The sequence below is a fragment of the Aeromonas sp. 25-248 genome, from assembly GCF_053005425.1.
Genome location: NZ_JBRKTB010000020.1, coordinates 1 through 16,586 on the forward strand (window position 1 = coordinate 1; position 16,586 = coordinate 16,586).

The window sequence follows — 16,586 nt, forward strand, 5'->3', positions numbered from 1 at the left end:
GTCGCGGGTTCGAGTCCCGTCCGCTCCGCCACTAAATTGAAAGGCCTTCCCTGACGGGAAGGCCTTTTTGCTTTCTGGCGTCTGGATAAGAGATTAGGGAACAAGAGGCAACCGACGGGTCTGCCACTTGTCACGGACAACCCGCCTCTTCCCCCCTGTGGTGATTGCGTGTCTGGCATTGTCCCTTTACCCAGGGCTTACCCTTCGCTCTGGTTTGCCTTTGTTCCTCCATCTTTTCCCAACCCGGCCAATCGACCGGGCTTTGTCGTGTCTGGAGATGAGCATCGCAAGCACGCGAATACGCTCTGGCCGAGAGTGCCAGAGGACCATCGGGAGCTCATATGCGGATAAGAGATAAGCAAAGCGCTTTTTCTTTCTTCATGGAATATGCATAAGCGGGCATGCTGTACTCAACCCAACGATATGGAGTATCACCATGAAACTGCGAATGACCGCTCTCACCGTTCTCTCCCTGCTGGCTCTCGGTCAGGTCCAGGCCGCCGAGGTGCGCCTGCTGAATGTCTCCTATGACCCGACGCGGGAGCTGTTCCAGGAGTACAACAGTGCCTTTGCCAAGGAGTGGAAGGCCAAAACCGGCGACGATGTGGTGGTGAGCCAGTCACACGGTGGCTCAGGCAAACAGGCTCGTGCCGTGGTGGACGGACTGGAGGCTGATGTGGTCTCCCTGGCGCTGGCCTATGACGTCGATGCGGTGGCCAAGGCAGGTCTCACCGCCAGCGACTGGGAAGGGCGTTTGGCCAACAATGCCTCTCCCTATACCTCCACCATCGTCTTCCTGGTGCGCAAGGGGAATCCCAAGCAGATCAAGGATTGGGGCGACCTGGTGCGCAAGGATGTCGCCATCATCACCCCCAACCCCAAGACCTCCGGCGGTGCGCGCTGGAATTATCTGGCTGCCTGGGGCTATGCCCTGAAGAAAAGCGGCACTGAAGAGGGCGCCAAACAGTTTGTCAGCGATCTGTTCAAGAATGTGAAGGTGCTGGACTCCGGGGCACGTGGCGCCACCACCAGCTTCATCGAACGCGGGCTCGGGGATGTGTTGCTGGCCTGGGAAAATGAAGCGTTGCTGGTGCTCAATCAGCCGGGCACCAGCGACAAGTTCGAACTGGTGGTGCCCTCGGTCTCCATCCTGGCCGAGCCGCCGGTAGCCGTGGTGGACAAGGTAGCCAAGAAGCATGGTACCGAGGCTGTCTCCAAGGCTTACCTCGAGTATCTCTACTCTGACGAAGGGCAGCGCATCATCGCCAAATACCACTATCGTCCGAGCAATCCGGCGATCCTGAAGGAGACAGCGGCCCAGTTCCCCAACCTGACGCTCTTTACTGTCAAGGATCTGGAAGGAGATTGGGACAAGGCACAGAAGAAGCACTTTGCCCAGGGCGGATCGTTTGACCAGATTTACCAACCGGGCCGCTAAGAGACACAGGCCCCTGTGACAACAGATAGGAGTACCACGATGAACAAGATCCTTCTGGTTCCCGGTCTGCACAACAGTGGGCCGGATCACTGGCAGAGCCGCTGGCACCAGCAATTTCCCCAGTGGCAGAGAATGATGGGTCTGCCCTGGGACAAGCCGGATCTCACGGTCTGGAGCGCCAAGCTGGCGAGCAAGCTCAGGAGCCGGCGCAGCCGGGTCCACCTGGTCGCCCACTCCTTCGGCGCTCTGACGGCCATCGCTGCCGCCCGGCTGCAGCCGGACAAGGTCTCTTCCATCTTCATCGTTGCCCCTGCCGATCCTGCCCGTTTCGGTATCCCGGATGAGGTGTTGGCGGGGTCCATCAAGGTCTCTGCCCAGTTGATCGCCAGCCGCAATGACCCCTGGATGAGTTTCGAGCGGGCAGAGTTCTGGAGCCGGCAGTGGCAGGTGCCCTTGTTCGATGCGGGGGAGGTGGGCCATATCAATGCCCAGTCCGGCCATGGGGAGTGGCACCAGGGGCTCGCTTTGCTCGGCACCCTATACCGCCGTGCCGAAATGGTGGTGGAGCCTGCTCCTGCCGAGTGGGGCAAGCAGGCCGCACTCAGTTTTCGATGAGGGACCATCGGATTGTCTCGGCACGATTTCCAGACAGGCTGGCAACTTGGCCAGCGTGACTGACTTTGCATGTTCCCGGTTTTACCGCTCCGTCTTTTAGGTCTTTTATTTATATAAAAGACCTTTTTTTATGCTTATCGCTCTAAAAGCCTTGTTCCACCATTGTTAGATAAAAAAGTGCTTAGCAAAGGCATTATTGGTGTTTGTTGTCCCTGGCCGCCGTGAGCAAAATCGTCACATCCAAAGTATTTATAACAAACGGATGTGTTATGCGATTAAGTTCTTATTCCGTCCTGCCAGGCCTGGGGCCAACGCTGGGCTTCAGTCTGCTCTATCTGGGCATACTGGTGCTGCTGCCGCTCTCGGCACTGGTGCTGTTTGCGGTGAACAACCTGAGCGCCGCCGAGTTCTGGCAGGTGATCGGCTCCCCCCGGGTGCTCGCCTCCTTTCGCCTGAGCTTTGGCGCCGCCTTCATTGCCGCCCTGCTCAACAGTCTGTTCGGTCTGATACTGGCCTGGGTACTGGTGCGCTATACCTTCCCCGGCCGCAGACTGGTGGATGCGCTGATCGACCTGCCCTTTGCCATGCCGACTGCCGTCTCCGGCATCGCCCTGTGCGCCATCTTTGCCCCCAACGGCTGGATTGGCCAATGGGTCGCTCCGCTGGGCATCGAGCTTGCCTACAACCCCATAGGGGTAGTCATTGCCCTGACCTTTATCGGGCTGCCCTTTGTGGTGCGGACCCTGCAGCCGGTGCTGCGGGAAGCGGAGAGCGAGCAAGAGGAGGCGGCCGCGAGCCTGGGTGCCAACCGCTGGCAGACCTTCATCCGGGTACTGTGGCCGACCCTGGTACCTGCGCTGCTCACCGGTTTTGCCCTGGCGTTTGCTCGCGGCGTGGGGGAGTACGGCTCTGTCATCTTCATTGCCGGCAACCTCCCCATGGTGTCCGAGATTGCCCCCCTGATGATCATGAGTCACCTGGAGGAGTATGACTACGCCGGTGCATCGGCCATTGCGTCCGTCATGCTGCTCATTTCCTTTGTGCTGCTGTTGCTCATCAACAAGTTGCAAGCCTGGAGCTGGGCTCGCATCGGAGGAAGCCGTATATGAACGCCTCTACTGCACATCTCGATCAGGCCCAGGAGTCCGCTCCGGCCACCCCGGCGCGTCATCCCCCGGTGACCCATGAACCGGTCTGGGTCAAATGGCTGCTGGTCACCGTCGGTCTGGGCTGGTTTGCCGCCTTGCTGCTGTTGCCGCTGGCCACCGTCTTCATCCAGGCGCTGAGCCCGGGTCTGGCCTTCTTCTGGCACGCCATCAGCGAGCCGGATGCCCTGAGCGCCCTGGGGCTGACCGCCCTGGTGACGCTCTGCTCGGTGCCCCTGAACCTGCTGTTCGGGCTGGCCGCCGCCTGGGCCATCGCCCGGTTCCGCTTCCCTGGCCGGCAACTGCTTATCACCCTCATCGATCTGCCGTTCTCGGTCTCGCCGGTCATCGCGGGCTTGATGTTCGTGCTGCTGTTCGGCAGTCGCGGCTGGTTCGGCGAGTGGCTCAGCGAGCACGACATCAAGATCATTTTCGCTACCCCGGGGATCATCCTGGCGACCACCTTCATCACAGTGCCCTTCGTGGTACGCGAGCTGCTGCCCCAGATGGAGGCGCGGGGCCCGGAGGAAGAGGAGGCCGCCATCATGCTGGGGGCGAGCGGGTTGCAGATGTTCTGGCGGGTGACCCTGCCCGGCATTCGCTGGAGCCTGATGTATGGCCTGCTGCTCTGTACCGCCCGGGCGGTGGGGGAGTTTGGCGCCGTCTCCGTGGTCTCCGGCCACATTCGCGGCCAGACCAACACGCTGCCGCTGCACATCGAGATCCTTTACAACGAGTACCAGACCGGTGCCGCCTTTGCGGTGGCCAGCCTGCTGGCGCTGTTCGGGATCTTCACCCTGCTGGGTGAGACCCTGCTGGCCAGGTTGCGCGGCCAACCGACTCAGTCCCATTGATCCCGAATTAACGGTTATAGGAGAGGCATTCATGAGCATTCAGGTTCAAGGGCTCAACAAGCATTTCAATCAGTACGCGGCGCTGGCCGACATCAACCTCGATTTTCACGATGGTGAGCTGGTCGCCCTGCTCGGCCCCTCCGGCTGCGGCAAGACCACCTTGCTGCGGATTATCGCCGGGCTGGAGCAGGCGGACAGTGGCAGCGTCATCATCCGCGGCGAGGATGCCTCGGATCTCCATGTGCGCGAGCGCAACGTTGGCTTCGTGTTCCAGCACTACGCCCTGTTTCGCCACATGACGGTGTTCGAGAACGTGGCCTTTGGCCTGAGGGTCAAGCCGCGGAGCGAACGCCCGGACGAGGCGGCCATCCGCACCCGGGTCAAGGAGCTGCTGGATCTGGTGCAGCTCAGCCATGTCGCGGCACGCTACCCGACCCAGCTCTCCGGTGGTCAGCGCCAGCGGGTCGCCCTGGCCCGGGCCCTGGCGGTGCAGCCCAAGGTGCTGCTGCTGGACGAGCCTTTCGGCGCCCTCGATGCCCAGGTGCGCAAGGAGCTGCGCCGTTGGCTGCGTGAGCTTCACGACGAGCTGCATGTCACCAGTCTGTTCGTGACCCACGATCAGGAAGAGGCCCTGGAGGTGGCGGATCGGGTGGTGCTGATGAACGCCGGCAAGGTAGAGCAGATTGGCACCCCTGCCGAAGTGTATGATCAGCCCGCCAGTGCCTTCGTGCACAGCTTCCTTGGCAGCGTGAACCTGTTTCGTGGCAGGGTGGCCGGGCAGGGGTTCGGCATCGGTGAACAGCAACTGGGTGGCCCCATCCCCTCCCATCTGGCAGAAGGGAGTGCGGCCATTGCTTATGTGCGCCCCCACGAGCTGGAGATCCTGCCCTCGGATGCCCCCGGTGGCATTCGCGCCACCATTACCCGCCTGCTGCCCATGGGGCCGCGCATCCGGGTGGAACTGCGTGGCGATGGGGAGACGGGAGGCGCCCACTACGAGGCCGAACTGAGCAAGGAGGCCGCCCGGGCCTTTGCCCCCGGCCAGGGGGTGCGTCTGGTGGCCAGGCAGGCACAGCTCTATCCCGACTACCAGATCTGAGGGCAAGCCGCGAGGTGCGGCCCTCTGTCAGGCTTGCTGCCGGGCTATGATCCCGGCAATCCATAACAAGAGGACGGTGGCATGAGCCACCGCCACTCAGCGCAGGAGGCGATGAGGTGAACTTTCAGCAATTGCGAATCATTCGGGAGGCGGCGCGGCGGGATTACAACCTGACCGACGTGGCCAATGCCCTCTTTACTTCCCAGTCCGGGGTCAGCCGCCACATTCGCGAGTTGGAGGAGGAGCTGGGGCTCGCCCTCTTCATTCGCTATGGCAAGCGTCTGCTCGGCATGACCGAGCCGGGCAAGGAGTTGCTGGTGATCGCCGAGCGTATCCTGGGGGATGCCGACAACATCCGCAAACTGGCGAGCACCTTTGCCAATCGCGACTCGGGCCGGCTGCTCATCGCGACCACTCATACCCAGGCCCGTTATGCCCTGCCGAGGGTAGTGAAGGCGTTTCGGGAGCAATTTCCCCTGGTACAGCTGGAGCTGCGTCAGGGGAGCCCGGAGGAGATAGTGCGGCTGGTGCAGACCGGCGAGGTGGACATCGGCATCAGCAGCGAGCAGCTCGACAAGAGCGAAGGGGTGGTGGCCTTTCCCTATTACCGCTGGCACCACAATATCGTCGTACCGGAGCAACACCCCCTCACCGCCGAGCGGGAGCTGACCCTGGCCGCTCTGGCCCACTGGCCCATCGTCACCTATCAGGCCGGCCTCACCGGTCGGGCACGGGTGGATGATGCCTTTGCCGAGGCGGGCATAGTGCCGCAGATCCTGCTGACCGCCCAGGACTCAGACGTCATCAAGACCTATGTCGAGCTGGAGATGGGGGTGGGCATACTGGCGGACATGGCGTTCGATTCCCAGCGGGACAAGGGGCTGGTGCAACTGGACGGCAGCCGGTTGTTTGCGCCGCACACCGCCTGGATCGGCCTCAAGCAGGGGCAGTTCCAGCACAACTTTGCCTGGCAGTTCATCCAGCTCTGCAACCCCGAGCTGGCGCTGGCGGAGATCCAGGCCCGCGCCATGAGCAACGAGCCCCTGCTCGACTATCAGATCTGAACCGAGGGATGGGTGAAAAACGGGGAGCCATGGGCTCCCTGTTTGTTTGATGTTGACCTGATCTGGCACCGGAAGCGCCGAGCGGGTTCCCGCCAGGTCGGATACGTCCCATCACTGCGCTGTCCAGGCCTCCTGCCAGTGGGAGCCTACGCCCGGTTCATACTGGGTGGCCGTGCTCGCCCACTGGCTGCACCAGCCGCTGTAGGGGAAGGGTTTGCACTGATAGACCTTGCCGTTCTTCGGCTGCAGCACCCGGGTTCCGGCGGTGTAGGACTTGAGGCCGTCCGGGAAGGTGAACTGGTAATCGCCCCCGCTTGCCGGATCCTTGAACATGAGGTCCAGGGTCTGCTGCACCGCGTCACCACCGGCCTTGGGCTTGCCCTCGATCACCAGCTGATGGTGGCCTGCACTCAAGCCGGTCAGCGCCATGGAGAAACTCTGGCTGCCGTCCTTGATGTCGGCACTGCTCTGTCCCCTGGCGACACCGCCGTGGTCATAGAGGGTGTTGGTGATGGCGAGATCCCCCTGGGCCGTGACGGTGAAAGTCAGGGTGAGCTTGCCGTTGTCGAGCGTGTAGTCGCTCGCCAGACCGCTCACGCTGATCCCGTTCTCCACCGGGGGCTGCTGTTGCTCAAGCTGGATCTCGACCCGTTGCAGGTTGCTGCCAGCCTTGAGGTAGACCGGGTTCTGGCCGTAGACGGGGTTGAACTGGCCGTCCGTGCCTTGCTGGCCTGCACGGATCTGGCTCTGCTCGGCGTTGATCTTGCTCGCCAGGGCGTGGGCCCAGTTGTTCTTCTGGCCCTGCCCGGCGCTGGCGATGGTCAGCTCGGTCTGGAGATCGGTGCGCTCGCCATTGGCATCGAACACCCGGGTTCTGGCTTTGTCACCCTCCACCAGGTCGATGGAGGGATAGATGGTCCCTCCCTGGCTCCAGGTCAGCGGTGGCTGGGTGCCATCCTTGAACCGGGCGTCGATCAGGTTGTAGAAGCTGTTGGCGGTATCTCCTACCTCCCATACCCCGAGAATGACCTGATAACCGGTACGCGGGGGCAGGGTGCACTGATGGGTCACCTGTTTGGGGGGCTGCACCATGTTGCCCTCGATGACGCAGAAGGGATTGAGATCGAACGCATCCCGGGTGAGGGGCCGGTTCGGGTTCCAGTCCTGCTTGGTGAGGTAGTAGCGCCAGTTGCGGGTCACGTGGTTGGCAGTAAAGGTCCAGCTGATGGCGAAGGGGCCGGCCTGCACTTCACGCTTGGTCCAGCGATCGAGAGTCTGGGTGTTGAGCTCGCCGAATTGGGGGTGACCGGCCGAGGCTATCTGGCCGTCGGCGGGGCCGCCATCGGGGAAGCCGGAGGGGGCTTCCAGGCTCTGGGGTTCCCACTGGATGGCGCCACACTGGCTGTTGCCCCCTGTCTTGCACAGGTAGTTGCGCCCTTCGGGCTGGCTGATGTAGCCGTGAGCGAGCACGCCGCCACTGGCCAGCAGCGCCAGTGCCGCCGCGAGATGGGTGAGTCGGATATTTGCTGCCATACATTCCTCTGTTCGGTGATGTGGGCTGTCACGTTGGCAGGGGAGTTCCCCGAAACACGGTGCTGCAACCCCGCTATCCTGGACAGCTTGTCTTTAGACCGGAGGCTTTGCGTCCTGGCCTTTCAACCAGTTTGCCAAATGACTACAGAAAGGATCATGGTGCCGCCTGTGGCGACCACTCATCATGACTATATTTTGTTAAAAAAATAAGTGTAAAAATTGACAGTGCCATCTCATCGGAGCAACGCATCAGCAGCAGATGGCTCCATCTGGATCTGCGCGCTGGTTCAGTGCGAGAGGGTGGCCCGGGAGAGGCTCCCGTGGCCATGACAGGAAAGGAGCCCCTGCCAGACTGGCAGGGGTTCACGGGGCCACTCAGTGGCGGGGTTGCATGCCTGCTCGGGAAGAGGACGCCTGGGTCGGTCGCATCATCCTGTCCTGGGCTTGGGCGTTGTCCAGCTTGAACACCGCCAGTCGCTCGTCGAGGCTTCGGGAGAGACCGGCCAGCAGTTCGCTCTCCTGGGCCAACTGGGAGGCCGCCTGGGACATCTCGAGTGCCGAGTCGTTGATGCCGCTGACGTTGCGGTTCATGTCTTCCGCCACCATGCTCTGCTGCTCCGCCGCCGTGGCGATCTGGGTCGCCATGTCGCTCACGTGCTGGATATGATTGACGATGAGGGAGAGATCCTGCCCCGCCTTCTCGGACTGGTTGACGCTGCTCTCCGCCAGCTTGCGGCTGGCGTCCATGGCGTTGGCGGCGGTGACAGCCCGTTGCTGCAACTGGGTGATGGTACTCTGGATCTCCTCGGTGGAGTGGCGGGTGCGACTGGCCAGCTGGCGCACCTCGTCGGCCACCACGGCGAAGCCACGGCCCTGCTCGCCGGCCCGGGCCGCCTCGATGGCGGCGTTGAGGGCCAGCAGGTTGGTCTGCTCCGAGATGGCGCTGATGACCGCCGTCACCTCGCTTATCTGCATCACCCCCTCCTTGAGCTGGTTGACCTGCGAGGTGGCCTGATCCACCTCGGTGGCCAGCGCCTGGATGCCGTGCACGCTGGCATGGACATCCTGGTTGCCGAGCCCGGCCTCGCTGGTGGCATCCTGGGTGTCGCGGGCCGTATTCTCGGCGTGACCCGCCACGTCGGCGATGGTGGCGCTCATCTCGTTCATGGCGGTGGCGAGCTGGGCGAGCTGATCCCGCTGACTGTTGACCGCCTGGTTGGTCTGTTCGGCGGAGGCGGCGATGCGCAGGGCGGCATCCGCCACGTTGCGGGCCCCCAGGCTCGCTTCCAGCAGGGCGCGGCGGATGGCATCCAGCCCCTGGTTGGTGGAGCTGGCGACGGCGCCGAGCTCATCCCTGCCCAGCACCGGGATGCTGACCACCAGATCGCCAGCTGCGACCCGGGCCATGGCCTTGTTGATCTCGGCCAGGGGATTGACGATGGAGCGGCTGATGGCGAGTCCCAGCAGCCCCATCAACAGGATCACCAGCAAGGTGGCGCCACCCATCCACTCATATTGCGACCACATAGTGGCCTCAATGTCCTGCAACAACACACCGGAGCCCAGGATCCAGCCCCAGGGCTGGTAGCCCGTCACCAGCGACATCTTCTGGGCCGCCTCGCCGGACGGGGAGACCCACTGATACTCCAGCCTGCCCTGGTGGCCGCCCTTGCCGAGATCCACCATGTGCTGCCAGTGGGACTCGGCAGGGTTGTTGCCCATCTGCTGGCCGACCAGCTCGGGTTTGGCGGGATGCACCACCACCCGACGGTCTTCATCCAGTACGAACAGGTAGTTGTCCCCGTCAAAGCGCATGCTGTCGAGCATGGCCTTGGCCTGTGCCTTGGCCTGCTCCGGGGGGAGGGTGGCGGCCAGGGCCTGGATCCGGCTCATGGCCAGATCCAGCACCGCCTGCAGCCTGGCTTCCCGTTCACTCATCAGATTGCGGTGCAGGGCACTGGCCGAGATGAGCAGCAGTGCGATGAAGCCGACCAGGGCCAGTGAGAGCAGCAGCATCAGCTTGCGACTCACGGCAATATCACCGAGCTTGAACATAGTCTTATCCTTACTTTCCCATGCGGGTCTGATTGTGGCCGAACTACCGACCGGACCTGACTGTTGTTGTTTTTAACATATCATTAACTTTCAATGGGTTGCGATGGAAAACAGCCAATTGAGCAGTTTGACAACCAGTATAGCCAGCAGACAGAAACCCTCGCTTTTGATAGCGTGATGGCGCGCATCCCGGCGCACAATTTGTCTGCTCCATTCGCAAGAAGTGTGAATGGGTTGGCATTTCACCAAAAAGGAGTGGGCGCCCCGTGGTCGCCCCATAACAAGAGGGAAGTTATGAGTTCCATTGCCAGGAATTATCTCAACCAGCTCAATGCCGATTACCTGCAGGTGCACAGACGCAAGGAGGACCTGTTCTGGTCCACCTACATGGGCACCAGTGACGATCAGACAGGCTTCACCGCGGCCGAACAGGCCTACAAGGCGTTCTGTGCCGATCCTGCCCGCCTGCCGGTGCTGCGGGAGATGCATGCCCAGGCCGAAGAGGCGGATCTCAGGCGCGGCCTGGGGGGCTGGATCGCCTTCTTCGAGTGCAACGTCATCGAAGATCCCGCTGCCTCCGCCCTGATGGACGAGCTGGTGGCCGCCGAGGCGGATCTCTTCGCCCGTCGCAAGGGGTTGAAGCTTACCTTGCTGGACGAGCAGGGCCGCCAGGTGCCCGGCAGTCTGCCCGCCGCCAGCACAGCGCTGGCCGCAAGTCGCGACGAGCCGGTGCGCCAGAGCGCGCTCGCCATGTTCCACACCCTGGAGCAGTGGGTGGTCGACAACGGCTATCTGGCCATCGTCGCGCTGCGCAACCGCTTCGCCCGTGCCATGGGCTATCGCGACTACTTCGATTACAAGGTGCACAAGAACGAGCAGATGAGCCCGGAGCAGCTGTTTGCCATTCTCGACGACTTCATCGCCCGTACCGATGCCCGCTTGCACCAGAGTCTGGCGGAGCTGAAAGCGGCCAAGGGGGACGCAGCCCTGCTGCCCCACAACCTGCGCTACAGCGTGAGTGGCGACGTGACCCGCCAGCTCGACCCTTACGTGCCCTTCTCCCGGGCGCTGAAGGATTGGGTCGAGAGCTTCCGCCGGCTCGGCATCCAGTATCGCGGTGCCACCCTCACCCTGGATCTGCTGACCCGGGAGGGAAAATACGAGAACGGCTTCTGTCACGGCCCGGTGCCGAGCTTCTGGCAGGAAGGGGAGTGGGTGCCTGCGGTGGTCAACTTCACCAGTCTGGCCAATCCGGCCCAGGTGGGCAGCGGCTGGAGCGGGCTCAACACCTTGTTCCATGAGGGCGGCCACGCGGCGCACTTTGCCAACGTCACCGGCAACGCCCCCTGCTTCTCCCAGGAGTTTCCGCCCACCTCCATGGCCTATGCCGAGACCCAGTCCATGTTCTGCGACAGCCTGCTGGACGACGCGGACTGGCTCAAGCGCTATGCCAGAAACGCGGCGGGAGAACCCATCCCCGATGCGCTTATCCAGGCCATGATTGAAGCGCGCCAGCCATTTCGTGCCTTCAACGAGCGCCAGATTGCGCTGGTGGCCTACTTCGAGCGGGATCTCTACGCCATGGCAGAGAGCGAGCGCACCCCGGCCGCCGTGCTGGCCCTGGCCCGCAAGTGGGAGCGCAAGATCCTGGGGGTGGAGAGCCCGCGCCCGCTGCTGGCCATCCCGCACCTTCTGAACCAGGAGTCGGCCTGCGCCTATCACGGCTATCTGCTGGCACTGATGGCGGTGGAGCAGACCCGCGCCTACTTCTTGAAACGCGACGGCTACCTCACCGACAACCCGCGCATCGGACCGGATCTGGCCGCCCACTACTGGGGACCGGGCAACGGCATGACCCATGACGAGACGCTGCAGAGCCTCACCGGCGAGGGTTTCAGTGCGGTGCCGCTGGCAGAGGCGTGCAACCGGAGTGCCGCCGAGGCGTGGCAACAGGCACAGACGTGCATGGCGGCGGCGCGGCAGCGCCCACCGGCAGGGGAGGGGACGCCCCTCGACGCCCATATCCGGGTGGTGCACGGGGCCGAGCTTATCGCCGACAACAGCGAGTCCGAGGCGCGCATGCTGGCAGACTTCGAGGCCTGGATCCGGCGCCTTGAGACCGCCGAACCAGTGACCCAGGCCTGAGCCCGGTGTTGCACCGTCAAAGGGCCCCATCAGGGGCTCTTTTCTTGTGCGTTGAGATGGCCTGACCCCATGGTGCCAGCCGGGGATTGGCGGGTGGACAGGCTCAAGTGTCACTGGCGGCGGCGCTGCCCGCTGGTTTTTCTCCCTGCGCCATCTTCCTGGCCTTGACGACCTGCGCTGAGGTGCCCGGTTGCAGGCAAGAGACGACGCCCAGCCCTTGGCAGGGCCTCTGCATGGCGGGTTGACGGCCATTTCCCCCTGCTGGCCACAGATATGTTTCTCCCGATATATTGAGTATTCACGGCGATCCCATATCATGGCGCTCGCTCGCCACCAGAGAGTGGCGACATTCAGATGATTTGCTAACAAGAGAGCCCAGAAGGCTCGCAGAGGGATGGATAGTGAGAGCCGTATTGCTGTGTTTGCTGGGGCTGTGGCCCGCGTTGAGTTTTGCCACTCTGTCCGCCGATATGGTGGTGGTGAAGAAGTCGAGTTACAGCCTGACCCTGATGAAGGATGGCAAGGAAGTGAAGCGCTACTGGATTGCCCTGGGCCCGGCTCCCAAAGGACACAAGCAGCGTGAGGGGGATCAGCGTACCCCGGAAGGTCGCTATACCCTGGACTACAAGAAGAGCAACTCCGGTTTCTACAAGGCTATTCACATCAACTACCCGAATCTGGACGACATCAAGCGCGCCAACGAGCTGGGTGTGAACCCGGGCGGCATGATCATGATCCACGGCCAGCGCAACAGCCTGGGGGATCGCAGGGTGCAGCCGTCCAACTGGACCAATGGCTGCATTGCGGTGCTGAACCACGAGATGGACGAGATCTGGAACGCCATCGAGCCAGGCACCCCCATCATCATCGAGCCCTGATCCCGCCTGCCAACGCCCGCTCTCATGCGGGCGTTGCATTTGTCGCAGACCATGACGTGACACAGCCTCCTGCGCCGTGCTAGTTTTTCCGGTTCGCATTGGCTGTGACAAGGATGATCCCATGATGTTGGAAACCCGCCTCCCTGCGCCCGAGCGCACGGGGGCGCTCTGGTGGCGTGCCACCCTGGATATGCTCCCGCTCTCCATTTCCGTCATCCCTTGGGGAATACTGTGTGGCGCCCTGGCGCTTCAGGCGGGTATGAGCCCGCTCCAGGCCCAGCTGATGTCGCTGCTGGTCTATGCGGGGGCGGCCCAGCTCTCGGCCACCACCCTGTTCGGGGCGGGGACGCCGCTGCTGCCCATCATGGGCTCCACCATGGTGATCACCTCCCAGCATCTGCTCTATGGCTTCACCTTCCGGCGCGACGTGCTGCCGCTCTCCCTGCGCTGGCGGGCCAGTCTCGCCTTCTTCCTGACCGACGAGATGTTTGCGGTGGCGCTGAAAGACAGGGAGCGCAGCGGCGCCTTCAATCCCGCCTATGCGCTCATCGCGGGCTTTGTCTTCTATCTGTTCTGGAACCTGGCGACCCTGCTCGGCATCGCCGCCGGCCAGTACATTGACGGGCTGGACAAGATGGGGCTGGATTTTGCCATCGCCGCCACCTTTATCGCCATGACGCTCCCCGCCATGAAGAACCTGCCCATGGTGGCGGCCACCCTGGTGAGCGGCGGGACGGCGCTCGTCACCAAGCCGCTGCTGGCGGAGATCCACATCATCGTCTCGGCCCTGGCCGGCATGGTGGTGGGCTATGTGCTGCACCGGATGAGGAGGTGATCATGGGCTGGCTGATGATAGGGCTGCTGGCCCTGATCACTTTCTTCAACCGTTTTGCCTTCTTCTCGCGGTTGACCCGCTATCAACCGGGGGCCGAGATGGGGGCTTTCCTCAGCTTCTCGGCCCAGTCGGTGCTGACCGCCATCTGGCTGCCCATCGTCTTCAGCTATGAGCCCGGCCACGGGCTGGACTGGGATCCGGACTACCTGGCCGCCACCCTGCTGGTGACGGTGCTGACCCTGCTGCGCCTGCCTACCCTGGTGGTGGTGGTCGTCGGCATGGGGGGCTTCTTCCTGCTGCGCTGGCTGGGGGGCGTGGCCCTGTTCTGGCCCTGGTGAAGGATGTGTCGTGATCCGGCATAGCGGATGTCTTGATGGGATATCCGCCCTGTTGGGAATGTCACTTCAAAAAAGGCCTCCCAAGTGTGAGGATTTTGGTTCCACCCGCCGAGGAGCGAGCCATGTCCTTCACCGAAACCTGCCAGCGCATCGTGCGCGACCCTCTGTTCTCACCGGCCCAGAAGAGTCGGGCCCTGGCGCTCGCCGCCGAAAACGCGTTGCCTTACCCCGAGTTGCCTGCAGACGTCGCCGAGGCGATGACGCAAGGGGTGCTGTGCGACATGTTCGAGGGACACGCCCCCTACAAGCCGCGCTATGTGCTGCCGGACTACGAGAAGTTCCTGACCCAGGGCTCAGCCTGGCTGGAGCTGGCAGCGCCGCGGGATTTCGATGAAGCGCTCGATGCCTTGCGCATCCTCTATCACCACGTTCCTTCCGTCACCGGCATGCCGGTCTGGTTGGGACGGCTCGATCAGCTGCTGCTCCCCTTTGTCGGCGAGCTGGATGACGAGACTCTCTACCGCAAGCTGAAAGGGTTCTGGATCTATCTGGACCGGGTGCTGCCGGACGCCTTTATGCACGTCAACATTGGTCCCAACGACAACCGGATCTGCCGCCTGATCCTGCGCATCGACAACGAGCTCAAGCAGGTGGCCCCCAACCTCACCTTCTTCCACGATCCAGAGCAGACTCCCGACGATCTGCTGCTGCTGGCGGTGAAGAATATCGCCGAGTGCAGCAAGCCGCACATCGCCAACTACCCGATCCATCGCGATACCTTCGACCAGCGTGGTTTTGGCATCGTCAGCTGCTACAACGCCCTGCCGCAGGCCGGTGGTGCCAACACCCTGGTGCGCATCTCCCTCAAGCGGGTCGCCGAGCAGGCACAGGGGATCGATGACTTCCTCGGTTGTCTGCTGCCCCACTACTGCCGCCTCACGTCCCAGCTGATCGCGGTGCGCGCCGCCTTCCTGCACGAGGAGTCCGGTTTCTTCGACAGCTTCCTGGTCAAGGAGGGGCTGCTGGATGAGGATCGCTTCGTCCCCATGTTCGGCATCTACGGCATGGCGGAAGCGGTCAACATCTTGATGGATAAAGAGAATCTGCCGGGCCGCTATGGTCACGACGAAGAGGCAAATCAGCTTGGCTATCGCATCTCGGCCCAGCTTTCGGAATATGTCACTACGACGCCGCAGGCCCATGCCTGGGGTGGGCACGCTCTGCAGCACTCACAGGGCGGCCTCAGCATCGATGTGGCGGTGACCCCGGGGGTGCGGATTCCCTACGGGCAGGAGCCGGATCCGGCCAGCCATGTGCTGGCGCTGGCGCCGCACCACGGCTACTACCACTCGGGGATCAGCGAGATCCTGACCCTGGAGCTCACCATCCGCCAGAATCCGCAGGCACTGCTGCAGCTCTGCAAGGGGGCGCTCGCCATCGGCATGCGCGAGTTCACCGCCAACGTGGCCGACAGCGATCTGGTGCGGGTGACCGGCTATATGATCCGCAAGAGCGACGTGGCACGCTTCGCAGAGGAGGGGTCGCGGCTGCAGACCACCTGTCTTGGTGCCGAGGCGAGTGAAGTGACCGCCATTCGCCAGCGGACGCCGCGAGTGGTCGCCAATGAGTCGACAATCAGTCAGTACTGAGCCAAGTCCGATGGATGAAGCTCTGCTGACGCGCAGCGCCCTGGTGAGCAGGGTGCTGCCTTTTTCCTGCGTAGACGGGCCGGGCAACCGGCTGGTCTTGTTTCTGCAAGGGTGCAACTTCCGCTGCCTCGGTTGTCACAATCCCCACACTATCGGGCTGTGCGACGATTGCGGCGACTGCCTTGCGGTCTGCCCGAGTGGCGCCCTCGCCATGAGCGAGGGCAAGGTTCATTGGCAGGAGGCGCTCTGCACCGATTGTGACGCCTGTCTGGAGGCCTGCCCTCGCCACGCCAGCCCCAAGACGCGCCAGATGTCGGTGGCCGAGGTGCTGGCCCTGCTGCGCCGTTATGGCCCGCTGCTCACCGGCATCACCGTCTCCGGCGGGGAGGCGACCACCCAGTTGCCCTTCGTGATCGCCCTGTTCACGGCCATCAAGGCTGCGCCGGATCTGGCCCGTCTCACCTGCCTGCTCGACAGCAACGGATCCCTGGGTGAAACGGGTTGGCAGCGGCTGTTGCCGGTGCTGGACGGCGCCATGATAGACCTCAAGGGGTGGCACGAGCCCGTGCATCTGGCCCTGACCGGGCGGGGCCGCGAGCGGGTGCTGGTATCGCTGCAACTGCTGGCGCAGGCGGGCAAGCTGGCGGAGGTGCGGCTGCTGATGGTGCCGGGGCGGAGCGATTTTCTCGATGCCACTGGCGCGCTGGAGGAGGCGTTGACGACCTTTTTGCTGTCGCTGGGGCCCGTGCCCATCCGCCTCAACGGCTTTCGCCACCACGGGGTGCGAGGGGAGGCGCTGTCATGGCCAGAAGCCGGGTCGGCTGATCTGACAGTGCTTGCCAACGCATTGAAGGCCAAGGGGTTTGGGTCGGTGATGCTGCCTGCGATCTGAGCTCTGCGGCACGTAGGGATGCTGTGACCCGATATGACGCAACTGT

The 16,586-nt window shown here is 63.1% G+C and carries 14 protein-coding genes and 1 riboswitch; of the genes, 12 read left to right on the forward strand and 2 right to left on the reverse strand.

All coding sequences use genetic code 11. The annotated features are described in order from the left end of the window. Nucleotides 1–436 precede the first annotated feature (436 nt). From ACVDHI_RS19305 to cbl, 6 genes are all read left to right on the forward strand, one after another. A complete protein-coding gene (locus tag ACVDHI_RS19305; RefSeq protein WP_042864432.1) occupies nucleotides 437–1,438 on the forward strand; it encodes a sulfate ABC transporter substrate-binding protein in 1,002 nt (333 codons plus the stop codon). A gap of 39 nt (nucleotides 1,439–1,477) precedes the next feature. After that, nucleotides 1,478–2,053 carry an RBBP9/YdeN family alpha/beta hydrolase gene (locus ACVDHI_RS19310; RefSeq protein ID WP_039039453.1) on the forward strand — a complete coding sequence of 192 codons (576 nt, stop codon included), beginning with the start codon at nucleotides 1,478–1,480 and terminating at the stop codon, nucleotides 2,051–2,053. Nucleotides 2,054–2,322: 269 nt separating this feature from the next. After that, entirely contained in the window at nucleotides 2,323–3,162 is an 840-nt protein-coding gene (gene cysT, locus ACVDHI_RS19315; protein ID WP_039039454.1) for a sulfate ABC transporter permease subunit CysT, read from the forward strand. Then, nucleotides 3,159–4,052, forward strand: coding sequence for a sulfate ABC transporter permease subunit CysW (cysW, locus tag ACVDHI_RS19320; protein ID WP_010672826.1), 894 nt, complete (start codon nucleotides 3,159–3,161; stop codon nucleotides 4,050–4,052). Before cysT ends, cysW begins: the two co-directional genes overlap by 4 nt. Nucleotides 4,053–4,083: 31 nt before the next feature. Beyond that, on the forward strand, nucleotides 4,084–5,151 hold the full coding sequence (locus ACVDHI_RS19325) for a sulfate/molybdate ABC transporter ATP-binding protein (RefSeq protein ID WP_042879549.1): 1,068 nt from the start codon (nucleotides 4,084–4,086) through the stop codon (nucleotides 5,149–5,151). A 116-nt stretch (nucleotides 5,152–5,267) separates the two neighbouring features. Next, nucleotides 5,268–6,215, forward strand: a complete 948-nt coding sequence (gene cbl, locus ACVDHI_RS19330) for an HTH-type transcriptional regulator Cbl (protein WP_010672828.1) — start codon at nucleotides 5,268–5,270, stop codon at nucleotides 6,213–6,215. Between the two features lie 111 nt (nucleotides 6,216–6,326). On the opposite strand, the gene gbpA is transcribed toward cbl, so the two are convergent. Next, a complete protein-coding gene (gbpA, locus tag ACVDHI_RS19335; RefSeq protein WP_324063380.1) occupies nucleotides 6,327–7,748 on the reverse strand; it encodes an N-acetylglucosamine-binding protein GbpA in 1,422 nt (473 codons plus the stop codon). Nucleotides 7,749–7,808: 60 nt separating this feature from the next. Beyond that, nucleotides 7,809–7,894, reverse strand: a riboswitch (cyclic di-GMP riboswitch). Between the two features lie 229 nt (nucleotides 7,895–8,123). Then, entirely contained in the window at nucleotides 8,124–9,803 is a 1,680-nt protein-coding gene (locus ACVDHI_RS19340; RefSeq protein ID WP_103260826.1) for a methyl-accepting chemotaxis protein, read from the reverse strand. A 294-nt stretch (nucleotides 9,804–10,097) separates the two neighbouring features. On the opposite strand from ACVDHI_RS19340, the gene ACVDHI_RS19345 reads away from it, so the two are divergent. From ACVDHI_RS19345 to ACVDHI_RS19370, 6 genes are all read left to right on the forward strand, one after another. Further along, nucleotides 10,098–11,948 carry a M3 family metallopeptidase gene (locus ACVDHI_RS19345; RefSeq protein WP_324063382.1) on the forward strand — a complete coding sequence of 617 codons (1,851 nt, stop codon included), beginning with the start codon at nucleotides 10,098–10,100 and terminating at the stop codon, nucleotides 11,946–11,948. 401 nt (nucleotides 11,949–12,349) lie between these two features. Continuing rightward, nucleotides 12,350–12,826, forward strand: a complete 477-nt coding sequence (locus tag ACVDHI_RS19350) for a L,D-transpeptidase family protein (RefSeq protein WP_029313677.1) — start codon at nucleotides 12,350–12,352, stop codon at nucleotides 12,824–12,826. Nucleotides 12,827–12,947: 121 nt separating this feature from the next. Next, complete coding sequence (locus ACVDHI_RS19355) at nucleotides 12,948–13,661, forward strand: AzlC family ABC transporter permease (RefSeq protein WP_048206875.1); 714 nt, start codon at nucleotides 12,948–12,950, stop codon at nucleotides 13,659–13,661. Between the two features lie 2 nt (nucleotides 13,662–13,663). Further along, nucleotides 13,664–13,999: an AzlD domain-containing protein gene (locus ACVDHI_RS19360; RefSeq protein ID WP_010672834.1), complete on the forward strand. Its 336-nt coding sequence runs from the start codon at nucleotides 13,664–13,666 to the stop codon at nucleotides 13,997–13,999. A 122-nt stretch (nucleotides 14,000–14,121) separates the two neighbouring features. Then, the gene (locus ACVDHI_RS19365) at nucleotides 14,122–15,648 is read left to right on the forward strand and encodes a YjjI family glycine radical enzyme (RefSeq protein WP_447212417.1); all 1,527 of its coding nucleotides are present in this window, start codon (nucleotides 14,122–14,124) and stop codon (nucleotides 15,646–15,648) included. Between the two features lie 10 nt (nucleotides 15,649–15,658). Further along, complete coding sequence (locus ACVDHI_RS19370; RefSeq protein WP_447212418.1) at nucleotides 15,659–16,540, forward strand: YjjW family glycine radical enzyme activase; 882 nt, start codon at nucleotides 15,659–15,661, stop codon at nucleotides 16,538–16,540. Nucleotides 16,541–16,586 lie beyond the last annotated feature (46 nt).

What these genes read in the sequence shown, in the direction of transcription:
- ACVDHI_RS19305 (WP_042864432.1), top strand. Translation starts at nt 437, where the DNA reads ATGAAACTGCGAATGACCGCTCTCACCGTTCTCTCCCTGCTGGCTCTC.
- ACVDHI_RS19310 (WP_039039453.1), top strand. Translation starts at nt 1,478, where the DNA reads ATGAACAAGATCCTTCTGGTTCCCGGTCTGCACAACAGTGGGCCGGAT.
- cysT (WP_039039454.1), top strand. Translation starts at nt 2,323, where the DNA reads ATGCGATTAAGTTCTTATTCCGTCCTGCCAGGCCTGGGGCCAACGCTG.
- cysW (WP_010672826.1), top strand. Translation starts at nt 3,159, where the DNA reads ATGAACGCCTCTACTGCACATCTCGATCAGGCCCAGGAGTCCGCTCCG.
- ACVDHI_RS19325 (WP_042879549.1), top strand. Translation starts at nt 4,084, where the DNA reads ATGAGCATTCAGGTTCAAGGGCTCAACAAGCATTTCAATCAGTACGCG.
- gbpA (WP_324063380.1), bottom strand. Translation starts at nt 7,748, where the DNA reads ATGGCAGCAAATATCCGACTCACCCATCTCGCGGCGGCACTGGCGCTG.
- ACVDHI_RS19340 (WP_103260826.1), bottom strand. Translation starts at nt 9,803, where the DNA reads ATGTTCAAGCTCGGTGATATTGCCGTGAGTCGCAAGCTGATGCTGCTG.
- ACVDHI_RS19345 (WP_324063382.1), top strand. Translation starts at nt 10,098, where the DNA reads ATGAGTTCCATTGCCAGGAATTATCTCAACCAGCTCAATGCCGATTAC.
- ACVDHI_RS19355 (WP_048206875.1), top strand. Translation starts at nt 12,948, where the DNA reads ATGATGTTGGAAACCCGCCTCCCTGCGCCCGAGCGCACGGGGGCGCTC.
- ACVDHI_RS19360 (WP_010672834.1), top strand. Translation starts at nt 13,664, where the DNA reads ATGGGCTGGCTGATGATAGGGCTGCTGGCCCTGATCACTTTCTTCAAC.
- ACVDHI_RS19365 (WP_447212417.1), top strand. Translation starts at nt 14,122, where the DNA reads ATGTCCTTCACCGAAACCTGCCAGCGCATCGTGCGCGACCCTCTGTTC.
- ACVDHI_RS19370 (WP_447212418.1), top strand. Translation starts at nt 15,659, where the DNA reads ATGGATGAAGCTCTGCTGACGCGCAGCGCCCTGGTGAGCAGGGTGCTG.